The sequence below is a fragment of the Achromobacter sp. genome, assembly GCF_049647645.1.
Lineage (GTDB): Bacteria > Pseudomonadota > Gammaproteobacteria > Burkholderiales > Burkholderiaceae_B > Achromobacter.
This window is the reverse complement of record NZ_JBARYB010000068.1, coordinates 1-18055: the sequence shown is the minus strand read 5'-3', so window position 1 is coordinate 18055 and position 18055 is coordinate 1. Positions and strand designations below refer to the sequence as shown.

General features: G+C 65.2%; 18 protein-coding genes, 1 tRNA gene and 1 pseudogene. 13 read left to right on the top strand and 7 right to left on the bottom strand.

The annotated features are described in order from the left end of the window. The first annotated feature begins 32 nt into the window (after positions 1-32). From WBB14_RS07935 to WBB14_RS07920, 4 genes are all read left to right on the top strand, one after another. On the top strand, positions 33-413 hold the full coding sequence (locus WBB14_RS07935) for a hypothetical protein (RefSeq protein ID WP_424239345.1): 381 nt from the start codon (positions 33-35) through the stop codon (positions 411-413). Between the two features lie 20 nt (positions 414-433). Next, a tRNA-Met gene (locus tag WBB14_RS07930) sits at positions 434-510 on the top strand. A 249-nt stretch (positions 511-759) separates the two neighbouring features. After that, on the top strand, positions 760-1104 hold the full coding sequence (locus tag WBB14_RS07925) for a hypothetical protein (RefSeq protein WP_424239344.1): 345 nt from the start codon (positions 760-762) through the stop codon (positions 1102-1104). Positions 1105-1389: 285 nt separating this feature from the next. Beyond that, positions 1390-2661 carry a TIGR03862 family flavoprotein gene (locus tag WBB14_RS07920; RefSeq protein ID WP_424239343.1) on the top strand — a complete coding sequence of 424 codons (1272 nt, stop codon included), beginning with the start codon at positions 1390-1392 and terminating at the stop codon, positions 2659-2661. A 12-nt stretch (positions 2662-2673) separates the two neighbouring features. On the opposite strand, the gene WBB14_RS07915 is transcribed toward WBB14_RS07920, so the two are convergent. Together WBB14_RS07915 and WBB14_RS07910 are read right to left on the bottom strand one after the other, a co-directional pair. After that, the gene (locus tag WBB14_RS07915) at positions 2674-3081 is read right to left on the bottom strand and encodes a hypothetical protein (protein WP_424239342.1); all 408 of its coding nucleotides are present in this window, start codon (positions 3079-3081) and stop codon (positions 2674-2676) included. 66 nt (positions 3082-3147) lie between these two features. Beyond that, on the bottom strand, positions 3148-3507 hold the full coding sequence (locus tag WBB14_RS07910) for a hypothetical protein (protein WP_424239341.1): 360 nt from the start codon (positions 3505-3507) through the stop codon (positions 3148-3150). A gap of 168 nt (positions 3508-3675) precedes the next feature. On the opposite strand from WBB14_RS07910, the gene WBB14_RS07905 reads away from it, so the two are divergent. The 5 genes from WBB14_RS07905 (at position 3676) to WBB14_RS07885 (ending at position 7767) form a co-directional block, all read left to right on the top strand. Beyond that, positions 3676-3807: an entericidin A/B family lipoprotein gene (locus WBB14_RS07905; RefSeq protein WP_424239340.1), complete on the top strand. Its 132-nt coding sequence runs from the start codon at positions 3676-3678 to the stop codon at positions 3805-3807. Between the two features lie 144 nt (positions 3808-3951). Beyond that, on the top strand, positions 3952-4383 hold the full coding sequence (locus WBB14_RS07900) for a BPTD_2524 family lipoprotein (RefSeq protein ID WP_424239339.1): 432 nt from the start codon (positions 3952-3954) through the stop codon (positions 4381-4383). A 3-nt stretch (positions 4384-4386) separates the two neighbouring features. Then, positions 4387-4800: a hypothetical protein gene (locus tag WBB14_RS07895; RefSeq protein ID WP_424239338.1), complete on the top strand. Its 414-nt coding sequence runs from the start codon at positions 4387-4389 to the stop codon at positions 4798-4800. Between the two features lie 97 nt (positions 4801-4897). Then, positions 4898-6190 carry an aspartate carbamoyltransferase gene (locus WBB14_RS07890; RefSeq protein WP_332014514.1) on the top strand — a complete coding sequence of 431 codons (1293 nt, stop codon included), beginning with the start codon at positions 4898-4900 and terminating at the stop codon, positions 6188-6190. A gap of 140 nt (positions 6191-6330) precedes the next feature. Further along, positions 6331-7767, top strand: coding sequence for a diguanylate cyclase (locus WBB14_RS07885; RefSeq protein ID WP_424239337.1), 1437 nt, complete (start codon positions 6331-6333; stop codon positions 7765-7767). A 75-nt stretch (positions 7768-7842) separates the two neighbouring features. Here WBB14_RS07885 and WBB14_RS07880 read toward each other — a convergent pair whose 3' ends face one another. Further along, the gene (locus WBB14_RS07880) at positions 7843-8742 is read right to left on the bottom strand and encodes a recombination-associated protein RdgC (protein ID WP_054451049.1); all 900 of its coding nucleotides are present in this window, start codon (positions 8740-8742) and stop codon (positions 7843-7845) included. Positions 8743-8890: 148 nt separating this feature from the next. Between WBB14_RS07880 and WBB14_RS07875 the strand changes: the two genes are divergently transcribed. Next, positions 8891-9100, top strand: coding sequence for a hypothetical protein (locus WBB14_RS07875; RefSeq protein WP_059379226.1), 210 nt, complete (start codon positions 8891-8893; stop codon positions 9098-9100). Positions 9101-9527: 427 nt separating this feature from the next. On the opposite strand, the gene WBB14_RS07870 is transcribed toward WBB14_RS07875, so the two are convergent. The 3 genes from WBB14_RS07870 to WBB14_RS07860 all read right to left on the bottom strand — a co-directional run bounded on the left by WBB14_RS07870 (position 9528) and on the right by WBB14_RS07860 (position 13570). Continuing rightward, the gene (locus WBB14_RS07870; protein ID WP_424239392.1) at positions 9528-11189 is read right to left on the bottom strand and encodes an MFS transporter; all 1662 of its coding nucleotides are present in this window, start codon (positions 11187-11189) and stop codon (positions 9528-9530) included. A gap of 196 nt (positions 11190-11385) precedes the next feature. Then, positions 11386-12765 carry a sensor histidine kinase N-terminal domain-containing protein gene (locus WBB14_RS07865; protein ID WP_424239391.1) on the bottom strand — a complete coding sequence of 460 codons (1380 nt, stop codon included), beginning with the start codon at positions 12763-12765 and terminating at the stop codon, positions 11386-11388. A gap of 115 nt (positions 12766-12880) precedes the next feature. Then, a complete protein-coding gene (locus WBB14_RS07860) occupies positions 12881-13570 on the bottom strand; it encodes a response regulator transcription factor (RefSeq protein WP_013392535.1) in 690 nt (229 codons plus the stop codon). Positions 13571-13861: 291 nt separating this feature from the next. On the opposite strand from WBB14_RS07860, the gene recA reads away from it, so the two are divergent. Next, positions 13862-14923, top strand: a complete 1062-nt coding sequence (gene recA / locus WBB14_RS07855; protein ID WP_332014511.1) for a recombinase RecA — start codon at positions 13862-13864, stop codon at positions 14921-14923. 135 nt (positions 14924-15058) lie between these two features. After that, entirely contained in the window at positions 15059-15742 is a 684-nt protein-coding gene (gene recX / locus WBB14_RS07850) for a recombination regulator RecX (protein ID WP_424239336.1), read from the top strand. A gap of 27 nt (positions 15743-15769) precedes the next feature. Here recX and WBB14_RS07845 read toward each other — a convergent pair whose 3' ends face one another. Continuing rightward, positions 15770-16687: a LysR substrate-binding domain-containing protein gene (locus tag WBB14_RS07845; RefSeq protein ID WP_424239335.1), complete on the bottom strand. Its 918-nt coding sequence runs from the start codon at positions 16685-16687 to the stop codon at positions 15770-15772. Between the two features lie 142 nt (positions 16688-16829). Here WBB14_RS07845 and WBB14_RS07840 point away from each other — a divergent pair. Then, positions 16830-18055, top strand: a pseudogene (locus WBB14_RS07840) (5-methyltetrahydropteroyltriglutamate--homocysteine S-methyltransferase); the annotation flags it as partial.

The following is an 18055-nucleotide window of genomic DNA, read 5'->3' as shown; positions in this document are numbered from 1 at the left end:
CGTAGCCTGTAGTTGTCCGACAGGAGATGACGATGATTGCGACTTACGCCCCAGATGCCCAGGCCCGCCGCCTGGAACTTGCCGCCGGCGCCAGCCGGAAACTGGTCCTGCGCGCCGGCGCCACCCTGGTATGCGTCAGCGGCAGCGTGCGGATCGAAGAGCCGGCAAACGGGCCGGAAGCCGCGGGTGGACTGCCTGGCGCGGTATCCGTGCGCATCAATGCGGGCGAGGGCCACGGCCTGGGCTACGGCGGCGTGGCGCACGTCACGGCCATCGGCCCGGCGGAGCTGATCTGCGTGGACAACCCGGGCTACGCACAGCGCCTTTTTAGCGCCGCCGCCGCTTTTTTTCAGCTGGAACTGCTCAAGAATCGAAAAAATCGGCTGGGTGCGCTGCACAAGATTTCAAAATGATGTATGATTCACACATCAGACGCGGGGTGGAGCAGTCTGGCAGCTCGTCGGGCTCATAACCCGAAGGTCGTAGGTTCAAATCCTGCCCCCGCAACCAGTTTCAAGCAGGACCCGGATGGTCCCGCAGCGTGTCGGAAGATGCGCGCCGGATGATCCCTTGCAGAAGAAAGCCGCGATTTTCATCGCGGCTTTTTTTTCGCCCTCAGGCAGGATTCCCTGCGCCGCTTGCTCTGCGTCAAACCTTTGTTCCAGTCCGGACTTTCCCTGGTGTTCGTGGCCGCACAGGCCTCCAACCCTGCGCTACCATGGGTCACGCGCGCTAGGTTGCCGCACTCGAGGAGGGTCCATGGGAACAGCAAAATACGATCATCCTGGCTATGTCGCCGATACTGGCGCTGACGGCAAATACCACGTGGGCATTTGGTGCCCCCACGGCTATCCTGCCCATATCCATATCGGCCGGCCCGCGGAACGCGGCGATCCCCAGGCGCTGCTGCGCTTGCGCATACCGGATGGGGTCTTCCAGTCCTTGCCCGACGATCCTGAAACCCTGTGCCGCCGCGCACTCGGCCAGGCGTTGGGCGCCGGCCTGCTGTCTTCCGTTTCAGTGGATGGTGAATACCAGGAACTGCGTTTCCAGATGGACGCCGAACCTTGGTCCGGCCCGATGCTGGCCGCGGCCCACGCCTGATTCCGAGGCTCATGCCCGGGCTGAATTACCCACAGCTACTGTGGACAAGCCTTGGGATAGCCTCTGCGCATTTCGGGTTTTCCCTGTTATAACAATGACTTGGTAGCACCGGTCAAAAAACGCCCCATCGGGGCGTTTTTTGCGTCCAACCTGCCTGGCGCTGCGGCTATGCGACAATCTTTTCCCTTCCTGGCGCGCCTGCGCCTGTTTGCCATTCCCTCCCGGTTTGTTCCCCATGCTTAGTGCTACGTCTATCCATTCCCGCGGCCTGAAGGCGCCGGCGCCATGAGTCCGGCTGCCGCGTGCGTTGCCGTGATAGGCGGTGGTCCTGCCGGCCTGATGGCTGCCGAGCGCCTGAGCGCGCAAGGCGTGCAGGTGGATGTATTCGATGCCATGCCCTCGGTCGGCCGCAAGTTCCTGATGGCGGGGCGGGGGGGATTGAACCTGACCCACAGCGAGCCGGCCGCGCCGTTCCTGGGGCGCTATGGCGACCGCGCGCCCCATGTCGCGCCCTGGCTGCAGGCGCTGGACGCGGACGGCTTGCGCGAGTGGACGCACGGCCTGGGCATCCAGACCTTCGTGGGCTCGTCCGGTCGCGTGTTTCCCCAGGAGATGAAGGCGGCGCCGCTGTTGCGGGCCTGGCTGGCCAGGTTGCGCGCCAGCGGCGTGCGCTTGCACATGCGCCACCACTGGCTGGGATGGCCGGCGGATTCGCGGCCCGCGGCTGGGGTTTTGCGCTTCCATACGCCCGAGGGCGAGCAGCACTACGCCGCGGATGCCGTGGTGCTGGCGCTGGGAGGGGGCAGTTGGGCCAAGCTGGGGTCGGACGGGGCTTGGACCCGCGGCCTGCAGGCGCACGGTGTCGGGGTTGCGCCGCTGCGTCCGGCAAATTGCGGGTTCGACGTGGCGTGGTCGGATCATTTCCGCCAGCGTTACGCCGGGCAGCCGGTGAAATCCGTGGCCATGGCTTGCGAGACCGCGGCCGGCAGGACGCCAGTCAGGCAAGGCGAGTTCGTCGTGTCGGAAACCGGCGTGGAAGGCAGCCTGGTATACGCCTTGTCCGCGCTGCTGCGCGACCGGATCGAGGCCGAGGGGCATGCCATCGCCCTGCTGGATCTGGCCCCGGATTGGTCTCAGGAAAAGGTGATGGCTGCCGTGACGCATCCCCGCGGCTCGCGTTCCATGTCCAGCCATCTGCAGAGCCGGCTGGGGCTGACCGGGGTCAAGGCGGGGCTGCTGCGCGAATGCGCATCGGCCGCGGATTTCCGCGATGCCGAACGCCTGGGCTTGCGCATCAAGGCCTTGCCGCTGCGCCTGCTGCGCGCGCGGCCCATGGACGAAGCGATCAGCACGGCTGGCGGCGTGTCGTTCGACTCGCTCGATTCCGGCCTCATGCTGTGCGGGATTCCTGGCGTGTTCTGCGCGGGGGAGATGCTGGATTGGGAGGCGCCGACCGGCGGCTATCTGCTGACGGCATGCATGGCGAGCGGCGTGATCGCCGCTGCCGGAGTGATGGAATTCCTGCGGTCCGACGGCCAGGCGCCGCCAGCTGCCTGAGGCCGCGCGGCTTCAGGAGCCCGAGGAATAGGGCGCCAGGCCCAGCGGCGCGCGCGGCGCCAGGTCGCCGACCACATGTCCCACCACCGGCGCGCCGCCCTCGGGTTGCGTGATGATGCCGATGACGCGGGTAATCGAGCTGGCAGGAATGTCGGTGCCATGCGCGGGATCTTGCACCAGCTGCCAGATGGTGGCTTCCGCGGGAATGGCGTCTTGATCGACCAGTTCGGGGCTGTCCAGGCAACTGCGGGCAAAGGCAGACCAGTCCGACGCGTTGCAGGGCAAACCGTGAGCGGTGGCCAGTCGGGCCAGGGCCAGGGGCGCATCCGCCTGGGCGGCGGCATACTGGGCGGCGGCGCCCAGGGAGACATCCAGCGACAGCAAGCGCAGGAACTCTACGACGTTGTCGGTATTTTTCATTGTGCGGTCTCCTGCTGTAACTGTTCTGTTTATGGTTCCGGACCTGCTGGCAAGCCGGGCGGTGTTTTAGGCTGGGCCTTGGCCCAGCATGGACACCAGGGATTGTTTCAGGCGCGCCGAAAAAATGGGTACCGTATGGGACACACCGTTGCGGTCCACGCCTTCTTTGAGTTCGACCGATTGGCCGAGGAAAATTTCCGGCGCGGCGCCTATTTCGTTGTAGCGAGCCAGCAATTCATTCACGTTCTGCTGCGCGTTGGCCAGCGTGCTGCTTTCAGCCAGCTTGCCGGCGGCATGCGCCTGCAAAATCCGATGGAGATCGTCGATGAAGAGCGCCAAAGCCGCTTGTCCGCGGCATTGCGGCTGTTCCCAGCCCCAGCCCTGGTGGGCGGAAGCGCTGTTTTGCGATGCGTGTTTCTTGGTCATTTGCGAATCCTAATCGATTGGCGGTAATTGCGCGACAGGCGAACGCAAGCCTTTTCAACGGTGTTTGATCTTGCGCCGATACGGGCGGCGCCTGCATCCGGCCCATGCCCAAATGAGGGTCTTTGGGGTATGCTGGCTTCACTTTCCAAGCCCAGACAGGAGATGTCCATGAAGAACAAAGTCTTTCTCGTCATGTTGCTTTCGATCGCGGCCCTCTCGGCGGGATGCAACACCGTAGCGGGGGCAGGCAAGGACATCCAGCGGGGCGGCGAGAAGATAGAGGGCGCCGCCTCCAAGTAGGCGGCCCTGGTTCGCCGCGCCGCAATTCCGGCCCGGAAGCCGCGAGACATGCCTGCGCATCGCTCTCGCGGCTTTTTTGTTGCCGGAGCACAGCCCCCCCTCCTGGCATAATTCGGGGAGTTGAATTCGATCGTGGGAAGTGTCATGCGCAAGTCTTTGTGGGTGGGAATGGCGTTTGCGGCCCTGTTGGCCGGCTGCGCGAGCAAAGGGGTCTACGAGTCCGATGCCGTGGTGACGGAGACCTTCACCGTCAATACCAACTACGAAGCGGCTTTCCGCCGCGCGGGCGAGTACGTGCGGACCTGCCACGTGCAAGTGCAGCACGCCTACAACGTCGCCTATGCCTGGCGCCACGTGAAGGGCGAGAAGGGCGCGCCGGACGAGGTGCAGCTCTATAAGGTGACGGAACCCGCCAGGGTGCTGGAATTGATCTCCGCCGAAACCGCAAGTCCTTCGACCTCCAAGGTAACCATCACCGTGCTGGGCGAAGGCCGTTGGGACGCGGCCGAAATCGCCGCCGCCAAGGCTTCCATCCAGAGCGCCACGCCGGTCTGCCGCAAGGGCGCCGAAGGCTGATCCATGGACGCCCGCTCCCAGCAGATCCGCGCCAGCGGCCTGTCGTTCTCGCTCTTGGCGGGGGCGTTCCGCTTCCTGGGCTGGCTCAATGGCGGCGCGGCGCTGGCCCTGACGGGCTTTTCGCTGGGTGTGGTGGGAGGCGACATCGCCGCGCCGGATCTGCAGGTGCCGTTGGCGCTGCTGCTGGGCGGCCTGCTCGCTGCCTGCCTGGGAATACTGTTTGCCTACCTGGCGCAGGTCAGCCTGTTGCGCCAGGGCTACACCGGTCATCTGACGCGCGCCCACTGGCCTGCGCAGCTTCTGGCCATGTCTTGCTACCTGATCAGCGCGCTTGCCTTCTGCGCCGCCTGCTGGCTGGCGGCTGGACAGGCGATAACGGATGCTCCCCTGACGACTACAGCCTATGCAAGGCGGTAATTGCGGGTAAACCCGTGTGCGCAAAAGTGTTGGACTTGGATTTGTGTTGAGAATAATATGCGCACAGCGTATATAAATCTTCCGTTCGGGGCCCGTCATGACCATCTCCCAGCAAGCCTTCCTGCGCGACGCCATGCGACGCCTGAACCTCACCCGCGATGTGTTCGCGACGCGTATCGGCGTCAAGCGCCGCGCGCTCGATACCTGGCTGCTGCCCGAAGGCTCGCAGGAATTCCGCGCCATGCCGGAAGTGGTGCAGCGCTTCGTCAGCGAAATCGTCCAGAACGGCGTCTTGCTGGAAAAATATACGCAAAGCGTACAAGAAGGCCCTCTGCGTGACCGTATCGCGGTGGAAGGTAAGCACCAGTTGCTGTCGGTGGATCAGTTCACCCGCGAATCGGTCGAGGATCTGTTTCGCGTGGCCGACATGATGCAGCCCATCGCGCGCCGCCAGAAAGTGTCCCGCGTGCTGGAAGGCGCGGTGTTGGGCAACCTGTTCTTCGAAGCCAGCACCCGCACCCGCGTCAGCTTCGGCTCGGCGTTCTGCCGCCTGGGCGGCTCGGTCTGCGACACCACCGGCTTCACGTTCTCGTCCATGGCCAAGGGCGAATCGATCTACGACACCAGCCGCGTCATGAGCGGCTACGTCGACGCCATGGTCATCCGCCATCCGGACCAGGGCTCGGTCGCGGAGTTCGCCCGCGCCACCAACATTCCCGTGGTCAACGGCGGCGACGGCCCGGGCGAGCACCCCAGCCAGGCCCTGCTGGACCTGTACACGATCCTGACGGAGTTCTCGCGCCTGGGCAAACTGCTGGACGGCGCGCATATCGCCATGGTGGGCGACCTGAAGTACGGCCGCACGGTGCACTCGCTCATCAAGCTGATGGCGCTGTACAAGAACGTGAAGTTCTCGCTGGTGTCGCCCAAGGGCCTCGAAATGCCGTCCTACATCATCGAGCAGGCCAGCCGCAACGGCAACGTCATCGAGCAGAAGAGCACGCTGGCCGAGGGCTTGGCCGGCGCCGACGTGATCTACGCGACGCGCGTGCAGAAAGAGCGCTTCGCCAACGAAGAGAACGAAGGCTACACCCCGGACTTCCAGATCAGCCGCGCCATCATCGACGCCTACTGCGGCCCGGACACCATCGTGATGCACCCGCTGCCGCGCGACAGCCGTCCCGGCGCCAACGATCTGAGCGTGGACCTGAACCACGACCCGCGCCTGGCGATCTTCCGCCAGACCGACAACGGCATTCCCATCCGCATGGCGATCTTCGCGGTGCTGCTGGGCGTCGAGGGCCTGGTGCAGCACTCCTTGCGCGACGTGACCTGGCAGCATCCGTCCCACGTCGGTCCGGACGATTCGTCCTTCCACGGACTCGAATAAGCGCGCGACGCCGGCCCGAATATCCCTAGGCCGAGGCCGCCGGGCGGACCCGGCCCGGGGTTTTCAAGCATAATCCGCGCTGACTTTTTCTGTCGCGTGTCGTTTCCGGACACGCCGTGGAGCCTTCGGGCGGATTATCTATGTCTTCAAGCAGTCTCGGCGTCCCGCCATTTCCCGACCGGCACGCTGGCGCATCCGATCAGGCGTGCTACCTGAGCGCGTCCAACGAGCAGGCCTGGGTTGCGGTCTACCAGTCGGTTGACGCCTATACGCGCGGGCAAGTCGCCGCCGTGGTGGGCGACAGCCTTTCGGAGCTGGTCGACGCCTTTTATTCCACGCTGCTGGCCGACGCCGAGGCCGGCCCGCGACTGTCCCATGAAATCGTGTCGAGCCGCCTGCATGCGGGCATGACGCGCTGGCTCAAGGGGCTGCTGTGCGTGCGCGACCAGGGCGATGTCGCCTCCCTGATGGCCACGCAGAAAAAAGTGGGCGAGGTGCATGCCCGCGTCCATATCCCCATCCATCTGGTGATGGCCGGCGCCCGCATCCTGAAAAACGAGATTGCCCTGCGCCTGCGCGCCAGCGACCTGGACGGCATGGCCGCGTCCGTGGCGACCCAGTACGTATGCAATCTGTTCGACCTGGCGGTCGAGCAGATGAGCCGCGCCTTCATGCGCGACATCAGCCGCGGCGCCCGCAACGACGAGGCCTACCGGCTCTTCGCCCTGGGGCAGAACATCTCCACGGAGCGCGAGCGCCAGCGCGCCGCCTTGCTGGAATGGAGCCAGGCGGTGCTGATCGGCCTGCATTACCGCGCGGCCGGGCAGAGCCTGCCGCGGCTGGCGGCCTCCGAGTTCGGGCTGTGGCTGCAGCACAAGGGCGGGGCGATGTTCGAAAGCGCGCCGGGCCTGCAGCAGATCACGGATGCCGTCGCGCAGCTGGACGGGGTGGTGCTGCCTCAATTGATGCGGGGCGAGGAACTGGGGCAGGCCTCGGCCATGCCCGACCATGTGCGCGAATTGCAGGAGTTGGTGGCGCGTATCAAGCACCTGCTCAACGGTTTGTTCGACATGGTGGCCGAGATCGAGAGCGGCAGCGACCCGCTGACCAATGTGCTGAACCGGCGCTTCCTGCCCTCGGTGATCGGGCGCGAGATCTCGATTGCGCGGCGCCAGCGCAGCGAATTCTCGGTCCTGTTGCTGGACATCGACCACTTCAAGGCCATCAACGACCAGCACGGCCACTCCGGGGGTGACCAGGTGCTGCGCCAGTTTGCCGAGGTCCTGCACCAGGCGTGCCGCTCCAGCGACTTCGTGTTCCGTTATGGCGGCGAGGAGTTCCTGGTGGTGCTGGTGGATGCGCCGCGCGAGGCCGCGTTGGCCGCGGCCGAGAAGCTCGGCGCGGAAATCCGTCGCCATGTCTTCACCATTCCCGAGGCCGGACCGCTGCACATCACGGCCAGCATCGGCGTGGCGACGTTTGACGGCCATCCTGATTACGCCTATCTGATCGACCGTGCCGACCAGGCGCTCTATCAGGCCAAGCAGGCCGGCCGCGACCGCGCCGTGTCGGCCTGAAGCCAGTCTTGCAGACATGAAAAAGGCCGCCCTGCCAAGGGCGGCCCAGCTTGCAGGCGCAATGGCGCCAGCGGCTTACACCTTCTTTTCGCCGCCCAGGGCGTCGACCAGCTCGGCCATCATCTTGGCCAGTTCGCCCGTCATCAGCATCATGTCGGAATCGAACTTCTCGTCGTCGTTGGCGGCCACGCCTTCATTGCCTTCCTTCAGCACGTCCAGGGGCGCGACGCGCTTGACGTCCAGGCCTTCGGTCAGGACGAACGAAATGCGGTCGGCCCAGGTCATGGCCAGGCGGGTGCATTGCTTGCCCGACTGGATATGGCGGCGTACGTCGTCGGCGTCGATCGAGTGCTTGACGTAGCGGATGGCCGCGCCGCTTTCGCCCGAGGAACGCAGCTCGGTGTCCTGGTCGATGGAGAAGTTGGCCGGAGCCTCGTCCTCGGCCAGCCAGCCGGTCATGGCCGAGGCCGGGGACTGGGCGACGTACAGGTTTTCGAGCGGGAAGGGATCCACGCACTTGGCCAGCAGGCCGATGACTTCGTCGGCCTTGGCCGAGGCGGCCGCATCAATGACCAGCCAATGGTTCTGCGGGTCGATCCAGACGCGGGTGTCGCGGTACACGCTGAAGGCGCGCGGCAGGAGCTCGTCGGTGACGCGCTCCTTGATTTCCTTCATCTGCTTGCGGCCCGGCTTGTAGCCTTGCTGTTCTTCGATTTCCTGGGCGCGGGCCTTGGCGACCTGGTTGACGACGGTGCCCGGCAACAGCTTCTTCTCGGCCCGCAGGCTCAGCAGGATCTGGCCGTTGACTACATGGGCCAGGCCGCCGTTCTCGCGCGGAGGAACCCAGCCCAGGCTTTGCATTTCGAGGTTGTTGCCGCTTTGGTAGGCATGCCGCGCGAGCGTTTCTTCAAGCTGGTCGCCGACCAGCGTCCACGGCGAGGAGAGGCGATAAATCTTGAGATTCTTGAACCACATGAGCGTCGGCCAAAAGGGTAGATTCTATACGACGCGGGCGCTTTGCCGAAGTGCGGCAATACCGCAGTGTGGTGCGACACCTTCTGTCACTGACAGCGGCGGGCCTATGCGCTAATGTCCGCGCAGCTAGTCGAACTGGAGAGAAAAAATGAAGATCATCGGCGCCATCTTGATCGTCCTGGGTATCGCCGCCCTGGCCTACAAGGGCTTCAATTACAAATCCGAGGAGACCGTGCTGCAGATCGGTTCGGTGAAAGCAACCGCCGAGACCGAGAAGTCGGTGGCGATCCCCGCGTGGGCCGGCATCGCGGCCATCGTGGCCGGCGTGGTGGCGATCGGCGTCGGCATGCGCCGCTGATTGCGGGCGGTCCAGGCCGCCCCCTGCTGGATACGAAAATGGCGACCGCCGTGTGGTCGCCATTTTTTTGCGCCTTGTGTGCCGGCACAAAAAAAAGCGGCCCGGCTCATTGAGGGCCGGGCCGGTACGGGAGCACGCAATACCGCGTCATAAAAGGCTCGCGGGGAACGCGGTATCGGTGTCAGAACACTGGCCCTGCAATCGTCCGACAGGGGGATCAATCGTCGGCCGATCTGGCGCAAGGCCGTAATCTGAGCGCCCAGTCTAATGGCGCGGGTCTGACATGGTCCTGAAAGTGCTGATCTCTTTTTTCGCCTGATCGGTCAGGTGGCAGAAAAGTCTTGAGCCGGCGCAAAAAAAAAGCTCCATACGGAGCTTTTGAAAGGCCGGGCGGGCGCAGCAGTCCCGTCCGGCGGGGGATGGTCGTTTATGCGTTGATGTCGTTGTCCTTGGATTCGCGCACGAACAGCGTGCCGATGACCAGGGTCATGACTGCAATGATGATCGGGTACCACAGGCCGTCGTAGATGTTGCCTGTCGCGGCGACCACCGCAAAGGCGACCGGGGGCAGGAAGCCGCCGAACCAGCCGTTGCCGATGTGGTAGGGCAGGCTCATCGACGTGTAGCGGATGCGGGTCGGGAACATTTCCACCAGCATGGCGGCGATCGGGCCGTAGACCATGGTCACGTAGAGCACCAGGATGGCCAGAAGCACCACGACCATGACGTTGTTGCTTTGGGCCGGGTCAGCCTTGGCGGGGTAGCCGTGGCTGCGGATGGCGGTGGTCAGCGACTTGTCCAGTTCGGCGGCCTTGGCCTTGAAGTCCGCCGGGGCCATGGTCTTGCCGTCGAACGAGGCGAACTCGTCGTTGCCGATCTTGACCTTGGCGACCGAGCCCGCTGGCGCCGCTTCGTTCTTGTAGTTCACCGAGTTGCGGGCCATGAACGACTTGACCACGTCGCAAGAGCTGGTGAACGACGAGGTGCCCACGGGGTTGAACTGGAACGAGCAGGTGGCCGGGTCCGCGATCACGGTGACCGGGGCCGTGGCCTGGGCCTTTTCCAGCGCCGGGTTGGCGAAGTGCGTAATGCCCTGGAAGATCGGGAAGTAAGTGATCGCGGCGATCAGGCAGCCTGCCATGATGATGGGCTTGCGGCCGATCTTGTCGGACAGCGCGCCGAAGACCACGAAGAACGGAGTGCCGATCAGGAGCGCGATGGCGATCATGATGTTGGCGGTATTGGCGTCGACCTTCAGCGTCTGCGTCAGGAAGAACAGGGCGTAGAACTGGCCCGTGTACCAGACCACGGCCTGCCCGGCGGTCAGGCCCAGCAGCGCCAGGATGACGACCTTCAGGTTCTTCCATTGGCCGAACGATTCGGCGATCGGCGCCTTCGAGCCCTTGCCTTCTTCCTTCATGCGCTTGAAGGTCGGCGATTCGCTCAGTTGCAGGCGGATCCACACCGAGATGCCGAGCAGGACGACCGAGATCAGGAACGGAATGCGCCAGCCCCAGGCCTTGAATTCGTCTTCGCCCATGACCGTGCGGATGCCGAGGATGACCAGCAGCGACAGGAACAGGCCCAGGGTCGCAGTGGTCTGGATCCAGGACGTGTAGAAGCCGCGGCGGCCATGCGGCGCGTGTTCCGCGACATAGGTCGCGGCGCCGCCGTACTCGCCGCCCAGCGCCAGGCCTTGCAGCAGGCGCAGGACGATCAGGATGGCGGGAGCGGCCAGGCCGATGCTGGCGTAGCTGGGCAGCACGCCCACGAGGAACGTGGACAGGCCCATGATCACGATCGTGACCAGGAAGGTGTATTTGCGTCCGACCAGGTCGCCCAGACGGCCGAACACCAACGCGCCGAACGGACGCACGGCGAAACCGGCCGCGAACGCCAGCAGCGCGAAGATGAAGCCCGCGGTGGGGTTCACGCCCGAGAAGAAATGTTGCGCGATGATGGCTGCGAGCGAGCCGTAGAGGTAAAAGTCGTACCACTCGAAAACCGTGCCCAGCGACGACGCAAAGATGACGCGGCGCTCATCCTTGGTCATCGGGCGCGGATCCGCGGATGGACCGCGGCCTGCCATGGTTGTTGTGCTCATGATGTCTCCTCGGTTTTTATGGCCGGCGGTTGTCCGCCGTGCTCCGCCCGCAGCCGGCCAGACCGACATTGAGCTATACGCAACATTGGGGGGCGAGGCTGACGAGGTTCTGACGGGATCCTTACTTGAGTCTTAAAATTGAAACTACAAGTAACTGCTCCCTGGGGCGCTAGGGATAGTCCTAGGATGCGGCGGGCGTATCCAGGGACTCGGCATAGAGCGGAAAAACCACGCGGATCCGCGTGCCGGGCAGGTTCGAATGCGCCGTGGGGTGATCGCTGATTTCGACGCTGGCCTGATGCTTCTGGGCGATTTCCCGCACGATGGCCAGGCCCAGGCCGCTGCCGTCGGACGTGGTGCCCAGCACACGGTAAAAGCGGTCGAACACGCGTTCGCGCTCTTCAGGCGGGATGCCGGGACCGGAATCCTCGACCTCCAGCAGCGCCTGTCCGTCCCGGCTCTGCGCGCGCACCGTGATGTGGCCGCCGCGCGGCGTGTAGCGCAGCGCGTTGTCCACCAGGTTGTTGAGCAGCTCGGCCAGCAGCAGGGGGTTGCCGTTGATTTCCACCGGCTGGTCCGAACCTTCGAAGCCCAGATCGGTGTTCAGCGAGAGCGCCATTGGCACCCAGTGCATGGCCTGCTCGTAGGCGATGGTGTTGATGTCGGTGCGCGTCAGGCCGATGGCGCTAGGGTTTTCGGCCCGGGCCAGCAATAGCAGCTGGTTTACCAGGCGCGTGGCGCGCTCTGAACCGGTCACGAGTTGGCGCAGGCTGGACTGCATTTCCTCGGGGCTGGCGTCGCGCAGGGCCAGCTCGGCCTGGGTGCGCAGGCCGGCCAGCGGTGTCTTCAGCTGGTGCGCCGCGTCGGCAACGAAGCGGCGCTGCGCCTGCACGTTGGACGAAAGCCGGTCCAGCAGGTCGTTCATCGCGGCCACCAGGGGCGCGATCTCGGTCGGCGCGGCGCGCTCGTCGATGGGAGAAAGGTCGTCGGGCCGGCGGGCCCGCAGGCGCTGCTGCAACGCGTTCAACGGCGCCACCCCGCGCGACAGCCCGAACCACACCAGCAGCACGGCGACGGGCAGCACCACGAACTGCGGAATGATCACGCCCTTGATGATGTCGTTGGCCAGCTGCGTGCGTTTTTCGACTGTCTCGGCCGCGATCAGCAGCGCCGGCTGCGTATCGGGCAAATGCAGGTCTACCCAGGTGAACGCCAGCCGGATGCCGAAGCCGCGCAAGGTGGCGTCTTCGTATTGCACTTCGCCGGGGCGGGGCTGGCCCACGGTGGAGGGCAGGGGCAGGGCGCGGTCGCCGCCGAGGTATTCGCCGCGACTGCCCAGCGCCAGCCAGAACACGCTGTCAGTCTCGTCGGCGTGCAGGACCTCGCGGGCGGTGTCGGTCATCTTGAGCACGGCCCGGCCGTCCTGCGCGTGGACCTGCAGGGTCAATACGTGGAGGTTGTTGGCCAGTGCGCGGTCGTAGGGCACGTTGGCGATGTTCTGCGCCACCACATAGGTGATGGCCACGCTCATGGGCCACAGAAGGAACAGCGGCGCCAGCATCCAGTCCAGGATCTCGCCCAGCAGGGAGCGCTGCGGCGGCGCGAAGCTCGGGCCCTTGGCCCCCGCCCGCATGACATCCAGTGCTTCCTGGTTCAGCGCTTCCGGCGGCGCCGCTTCAGCTTGCGAGGTACGCCGCACCCTGGTCCCGCTCAAGACAGTAGCCCAGGCCGCGCACGGTCACGATCTTCACGCCGCTGGGCTCCAGCTTCTTGCGCAGGCGGTGGACGTAGACCTCGATGGCGTTGGTGCTGACCTCTTCGCCCCATTCGCACAGGTGGTCGACCAGCTGGGTCTTGCTGACCATGCGGCCGCTGCGGGTCAGGAGGATCTCGAGCAGGCTGACTTCGCGCGCCGACAGGTCCAGCGTCTGGTCGTCGACCATGGCGACGCGGCCGGTCTGGTCGAACAGCAGGCGGCCGTGCTTGATCATGGTGGCGCCGCCGCCTGCGCCGCGCCGGGTCAGGGCGCGCACGCGGGCCTCGAGTTCGGACAGCGCGAAAGGCTTGGCCATGTAGTCGTCGGCGCCCAGGTCCAGGCCCTTGACGCGCTGTTCGATGCTGTCGGCCGCGGTCAGGATCAGCACGGGCAGGGCGGAGTTGCGGGCGCGCAGGCGGCGCAGCACTTCCAGCCCGGCCAGTTGCGGCAGGCCGAGGTCCAGGATGAGCAGGTCGAAGGCCTGGGCAGCCAGCGCCGAATCGGCCGCCAGCCCGTCGCGCACCGCATCCACGGCGTAGCCGTTGTGGCGCAACGAACGGGACAGGCCGTCGGCCAGGATGCTGTCGTCTTCGGCGATCAGGATACGCATGGGCTACAGTGAAAAAAGACCCCGCGGCGCAAAGGGGAAAAACGCCGGGTTCGTCTGGCATTCTGGCATATGGCGCCATGCTTGCCACTCAGGGTATACGTGCAAAACACTGGCACACTGTTTTTTTGTACAGTATAATCCGATGCCATAATCTGATCCGTAGCTCAAAGCACCCGCCGGACCACAGGGCTAGGCAAATCCGGCAAACCTGGCCCGGCAGAAGCAAGACTGACCTTCCCAGCCAGATCCGCAATCCCCTCGACACCAGATACGTTACAGACAGGACTCTACATGGACGACAAAACCACCAAGGCCGCCGCATCGGAAAAGGCCAAGGCGCTTGCCGCCGCGCTTTCGCAGATCGAAAAGCAGTTCGGCAAGGGCTCGATCATGCGCTACGGCGACAACGAGGTCTCGCATGATATCCAGGTGGTTTCCACGGGCTCGCTGGGTCTGGATATCGCGCTGGGCGTCGGTGGCCTGCCGCGAGGCCGCGTGGTCGAAATCTACGGCCCGGAATCGTCGGGCAAGACCACGCTGACGCTGCAAGTCATCGCTGAAATGCAGAAAATCGGCGGCACCTGCGCCTTCGTCGACGCCGAGCACGCGCTGGATGTCCAGTACGCCTCCAAGCTGGGCGTCAAGCTGACCGATCTGCTGATTTCGCAGCCGGACACGGGCGAGCAGGCCCTGGAAATCACCGATGCGCTGGTGCGTTCGGGCTCGGTCGACCTGATCGTCATCGACTCGGTGGCGGCGCTGGTGCCCAAGGCCGAAATCGAAGGCGAAATGGGCGATTCCCTGCCCGGCCTGCAAGCCCGCCTGATGAGCCAGGCGCTGCGCAAGCTCACCGCCACCATCAAGAAGACCAACTGCATGGTCATCTTCATCAACCAGATCCGCATGAAGATCGGCGTGATGTTCGGCAACCCCGAAACCACCACCGGCGGCAATGCGCTCAAGTTCTACGCTTCCGTGCGCCTGGACATCCGGCGCATCGGCTCCATCAAGAAGGGCGACGAAGTCGTCGGCAACGAAACCCGCGTCAAGGTCGTGAAGAACAAGGTCGCGCCGCCGTTCAAGCAGGCCGAATTCGACATCATGTATGGCGCCGGCATCTCGCGCGAAGGCGAAATCATCGACCTGGGCGTGGCCGCCAATGTGGTGGACAAGTCCGGCGCGTGGTACAGCTATAACGGCAACCGCATCGGCCAGGGCAAGGACAATGTCCGCGAGTACCTGAAAGAGCACAAGGACATGGCCGTCGAGATCGAGAACCGTGTCCGCGAGAACCAGGGCATCGTCAGCCGCGCGGCCGAATTCGTGCCCACGGCGGAAGACACCGAAGAGTAATCGGATCGATGACGGGCCTTGCGCGGGCGGATCCAGGTCCGCCGCGAAGGGCCTGCATCTCGCCTCGGGGTCGCCCGAATACTTGCGGCAGGCGCCAGGACGGGCCTGCCGTTATGCATAGCAAGCAGGAAACGCATGAGCTGGAAACCGCCGCCCGCGTCAGCCGAGCGCCTACGCGCCAAGCTGGATGACGAATTCGAAACCGTCGCCAAGCCTCAGGGCTTGCGTCGCACTTCGGATGCGCGCCGCGAGCAGGACGCGGAATCCAGTGATGAGGCGGACCAGTGGAGCCGCAGTTCGGAAGCGGGCGATGCGCGCCGTGGCCGCCGTGCCGCTGCGGCCGAGGACGGCCCGGATGCGGACGGCCAGTCCGCCCGCAAGGGGCCATCGCTGAAAATGCGGGCCGTGGGCTATCTGTCGCGGCGCGAGCACGCCCGCGAGGAACTGGCACGCAAGCTTGCCGCCCATGCGGAGGACCCGGCCGAAGTCGAGGCCGTGCTCGACGCCCTGGAAAAGGAAGGCTGGCTATCCACCGAACGCTTTGCGCAAAGCCTGGTTCATCGGCGCGCGTCGCGCCAGGGGGCGGCGCGCATCGTGCAGGAATTGCGCCAACACGGGGTGGACGACAACCAGGTCGCCGAGTTGCGCGAACAGCTGCGGGCCACCGAGTACGACCGCGCGCTGGAAGTCTGGAAGAAGCGTTTCAGCGCCAAGCCGGAGGACCGCGCGGCCTACGCAAAACAGGCTCGTTTCCTGGCCAGCCGCGGCTTCGCGCATGACGTAATCCGCCGCATCCTGGGCGCAGGCGACGAGGACTGAGCGCTACGGTCCGCAGCGCCTGGCGCCTTACTTTGCCGACTTGATCCCCGACAGCGTCTTGAAGCAGACGTCGCGGGTAATGGTCAGGAACTCGTCGATGTACGAGGCATCCGTGTCCTCGCTGCGCACCGTCGCGTACAGCGTGCGCCATACGCCTTGCGGGCCCAGCCGGCACAGGCGCAGCCAGCCCTGATTCATGTATTCCGTCAGCGCCCAGTTGGGCAGCGCGGCCACGCCGCGGTTGCTGGCCACCAGCTGCGCAATGATGGGCGTGAGTTCCGCGCGGCGGATGGCCGCCGGTTCCACGTCGGCGGGGTCGAGGAACGCCGTGAAAATGTCCAGGCGCTGCTTGTCCACCGGGTAGGTGATGAGCGTCTGGTCGGCCAACTGGTCCGGCATGACGAACTTGCTGCCAGCCAGCGGATTGGATTCCGACACGGCCAGCACCAGCTCGTACTTGAACAGCGGCAGATACTCCACCGCGTCCAGCGGCTGGGGATCGGACGTGATGACCAGATCCAGGTCGCCGCGCACCAGGGCGGGCAGGGGGGCGAAGGAAAATGCCGCCGACAGGTCCAGCGCCACGTCCGGCCATTGCGCGCGGAAGGCGTCCAGCGCCGGCATCAGCCACTGGAAGCAGGAATGGCAGTCGATGGCCAGGTGCAGCCGGCCGGTGCGGCCGGCGGCCAGCCGTTGCAGGTCGCGTTCCGTCGCGCGGATGCGCGGCAACACGTCATCCGCCAGCGCCAGCACACGCAAGCCTGCTGTCGTCAGCCTGGCCGGGCGCGTGCGGCGGTTCAACAAAGGGGTGCCCAGCCGGGTTTCCAGGTCGCGCAACTGGTGCGACAGGGCCGACTGGGTCAGGTGCAGGCGCTCGGCGGCTTCCTGCAGGCTGCCGCCGTCGCGGATGGCGGTAAGCGTTTCTAGATGGCGGATTTCAAGCATGGGTGACTGCAAGGATTCGGAATGAGCTCATATTGTATGAGATTTTCTCATTTTATGAATGTACACATTGATTTTGATTCATTTTGGTTTGGCCCCAGAATAGCTGCCACTTGAACAAATTTTGTCTAACGGCGGTGATGTCATGACTACTATTCATAATCTTGGATTCCCCCGCATCGGTGCGCAACGTGAACTGAAGCGCGCGGTTGAGGCCTACTGGGCCGGCAAGCAGACCGCCGAAGAGCTCGAGCAGACCGGCCGCGACCTGCGCGCCAAGCATTGGAAACTGCAGGCCGCTGCGGGCCTGAAGTTCGTGCCGGTGGGCGACTTCGCCTGGTACGACCAGATCCTGGAGTGGACCGCGCTGCTGGGCGCCGTGCCCGCCCGCTTCGGCCAGAAGGACAACGAGCCTGTCACGCTGGACACGCTGTTCCGCATGGGCCGCGGCCGGGCGCCGTCGGGCAAGCCCGCCGCCGCCTGCGAAATGACCAAGTGGTTCGACACCAACTACCACTACATCGTGCCGGAACTGGTGCCGGGCCAGACCTTCCGCATCGCCCGCGAATCGCTGTTCGAACAGGCCGAGGAAGCGCAGGCCCAGGGCTACGCCATCAAGCCCGTGATCCCCGGTCCGCTGACCTGGCTGTACCAGGGCAAGGGCGACGCCTTTGCCGCCGGCGCCGCCGACGCGGGCAAGCTGCAACTGCTGGCCGCGCTGCTGCCGGTCTACCTGGAAGTGCTGGCGCGCTTCGCCAGGCTGGGCGTGCAGTGGGTGCAGATCGACGAGCCCATCCTGGCGCTGGATCTGCCGCAAGCCTGGCGCGATGCGTTCAAGCAGACCTATGACCAGTTGTCCGCCAGTCCGGTCAAGCTGCTGGTGGCTACCTACTTCGACGGCCTGAAGGACAACCTGCCGACCGCGCTGGGCCTGCCCGTGGCCGGCCTGCACGTGGACCTGGTCCGCGCGCCCGAGCAACTGGCGGAAGTGGTTTCCGGCCTGGGCGCCGAGCAGGTGCTGTCTGCCGGCGTCATCAACGGCCGCAACATCTGGCGAACCGACCTGGATGCCGCCATCGCCACGCTGACGCCGATCAAGCAGCAATTGGGCGACCGCCTGTGGCTCGCGCCGTCGTGCTCGCTCCTGCACGTGCCGGTGGACCTGGCCTATGAAACCGAGCTGGATGCCGAACTGAAGAGCTGGCTGTCCTTCGCTGCGCAAAAGCTGGAAGAACTGAGCCTGCTGGGCCGTGCCCTGGACAGCGCGACGCAAGCCGCCGCGCAGGACGGCCTGGCCAAGCAGCGCGCCGCGCTGGCCGCCCGCCGTTCATCGGCACGCATCCACAATCCCGCCGTCGGCCAGCGCATGGC

Coding starts and splice junctions, on each gene's coding strand:
- WBB14_RS07915 (WP_424239342.1), bottom strand. CDS start 3,081: ATGAAAAATACCGACAACGTCGTAGAGTTCCTGCGCTTGCTGTCGCTG.
- WBB14_RS07895 (WP_424239338.1), top strand. CDS start 4,387: ATGGACGCCCGCTCCCAGCAGATCCGCGCCAGCGGCCTGTCGTTCTCG.
- WBB14_RS07875 (WP_059379226.1), top strand. CDS start 8,891: ATGAAGATCATCGGCGCCATCTTGATCGTCCTGGGTATCGCCGCCCTG.
- WBB14_RS07925 (WP_424239344.1), top strand. CDS start 760: ATGGGAACAGCAAAATACGATCATCCTGGCTATGTCGCCGATACTGGC.
- WBB14_RS07920 (WP_424239343.1), top strand. CDS start 1,390: ATGAGTCCGGCTGCCGCGTGCGTTGCCGTGATAGGCGGTGGTCCTGCC.
- WBB14_RS07845 (WP_424239335.1), bottom strand. CDS start 16,687: ATGCTTGAAATCCGCCATCTAGAAACGCTTACCGCCATCCGCGACGGC.
- WBB14_RS07905 (WP_424239340.1), top strand. CDS start 3,676: ATGAAGAACAAAGTCTTTCTCGTCATGTTGCTTTCGATCGCGGCCCTC.
- WBB14_RS07910 (WP_424239341.1), bottom strand. CDS start 3,507: ATGACCAAGAAACACGCATCGCAAAACAGCGCTTCCGCCCACCAGGGC.
- recX (WP_424239336.1), top strand. CDS start 15,059: ATGAGCTGGAAACCGCCGCCCGCGTCAGCCGAGCGCCTACGCGCCAAG.
- WBB14_RS07865 (WP_424239391.1), bottom strand. CDS start 12,765: ATGCTGGCGCCGCTGTTCCTTCTGTGGCCCATGAGCGTGGCCATCACC.
- WBB14_RS07860 (WP_013392535.1), bottom strand. CDS start 13,570: ATGCGTATCCTGATCGCCGAAGACGACAGCATCCTGGCCGACGGCCTG.
- WBB14_RS07900 (WP_424239339.1), top strand. CDS start 3,952: ATGCGCAAGTCTTTGTGGGTGGGAATGGCGTTTGCGGCCCTGTTGGCC.
- WBB14_RS07890 (WP_332014514.1), top strand. CDS start 4,898: ATGACCATCTCCCAGCAAGCCTTCCTGCGCGACGCCATGCGACGCCTG.
- WBB14_RS07870 (WP_424239392.1), bottom strand. CDS start 11,189: ATGGCAGGCCGCGGTCCATCCGCGGATCCGCGCCCGATGACCAAGGAT.
- WBB14_RS07885 (WP_424239337.1), top strand. CDS start 6,331: ATGTCTTCAAGCAGTCTCGGCGTCCCGCCATTTCCCGACCGGCACGCT.
- WBB14_RS07880 (WP_054451049.1), bottom strand. CDS start 8,742: ATGTGGTTCAAGAATCTCAAGATTTATCGCCTCTCCTCGCCGTGGACG.
- WBB14_RS07935 (WP_424239345.1), top strand. CDS start 33: ATGATTGCGACTTACGCCCCAGATGCCCAGGCCCGCCGCCTGGAACTT.
- recA (WP_332014511.1), top strand. CDS start 13,862: ATGGACGACAAAACCACCAAGGCCGCCGCATCGGAAAAGGCCAAGGCG.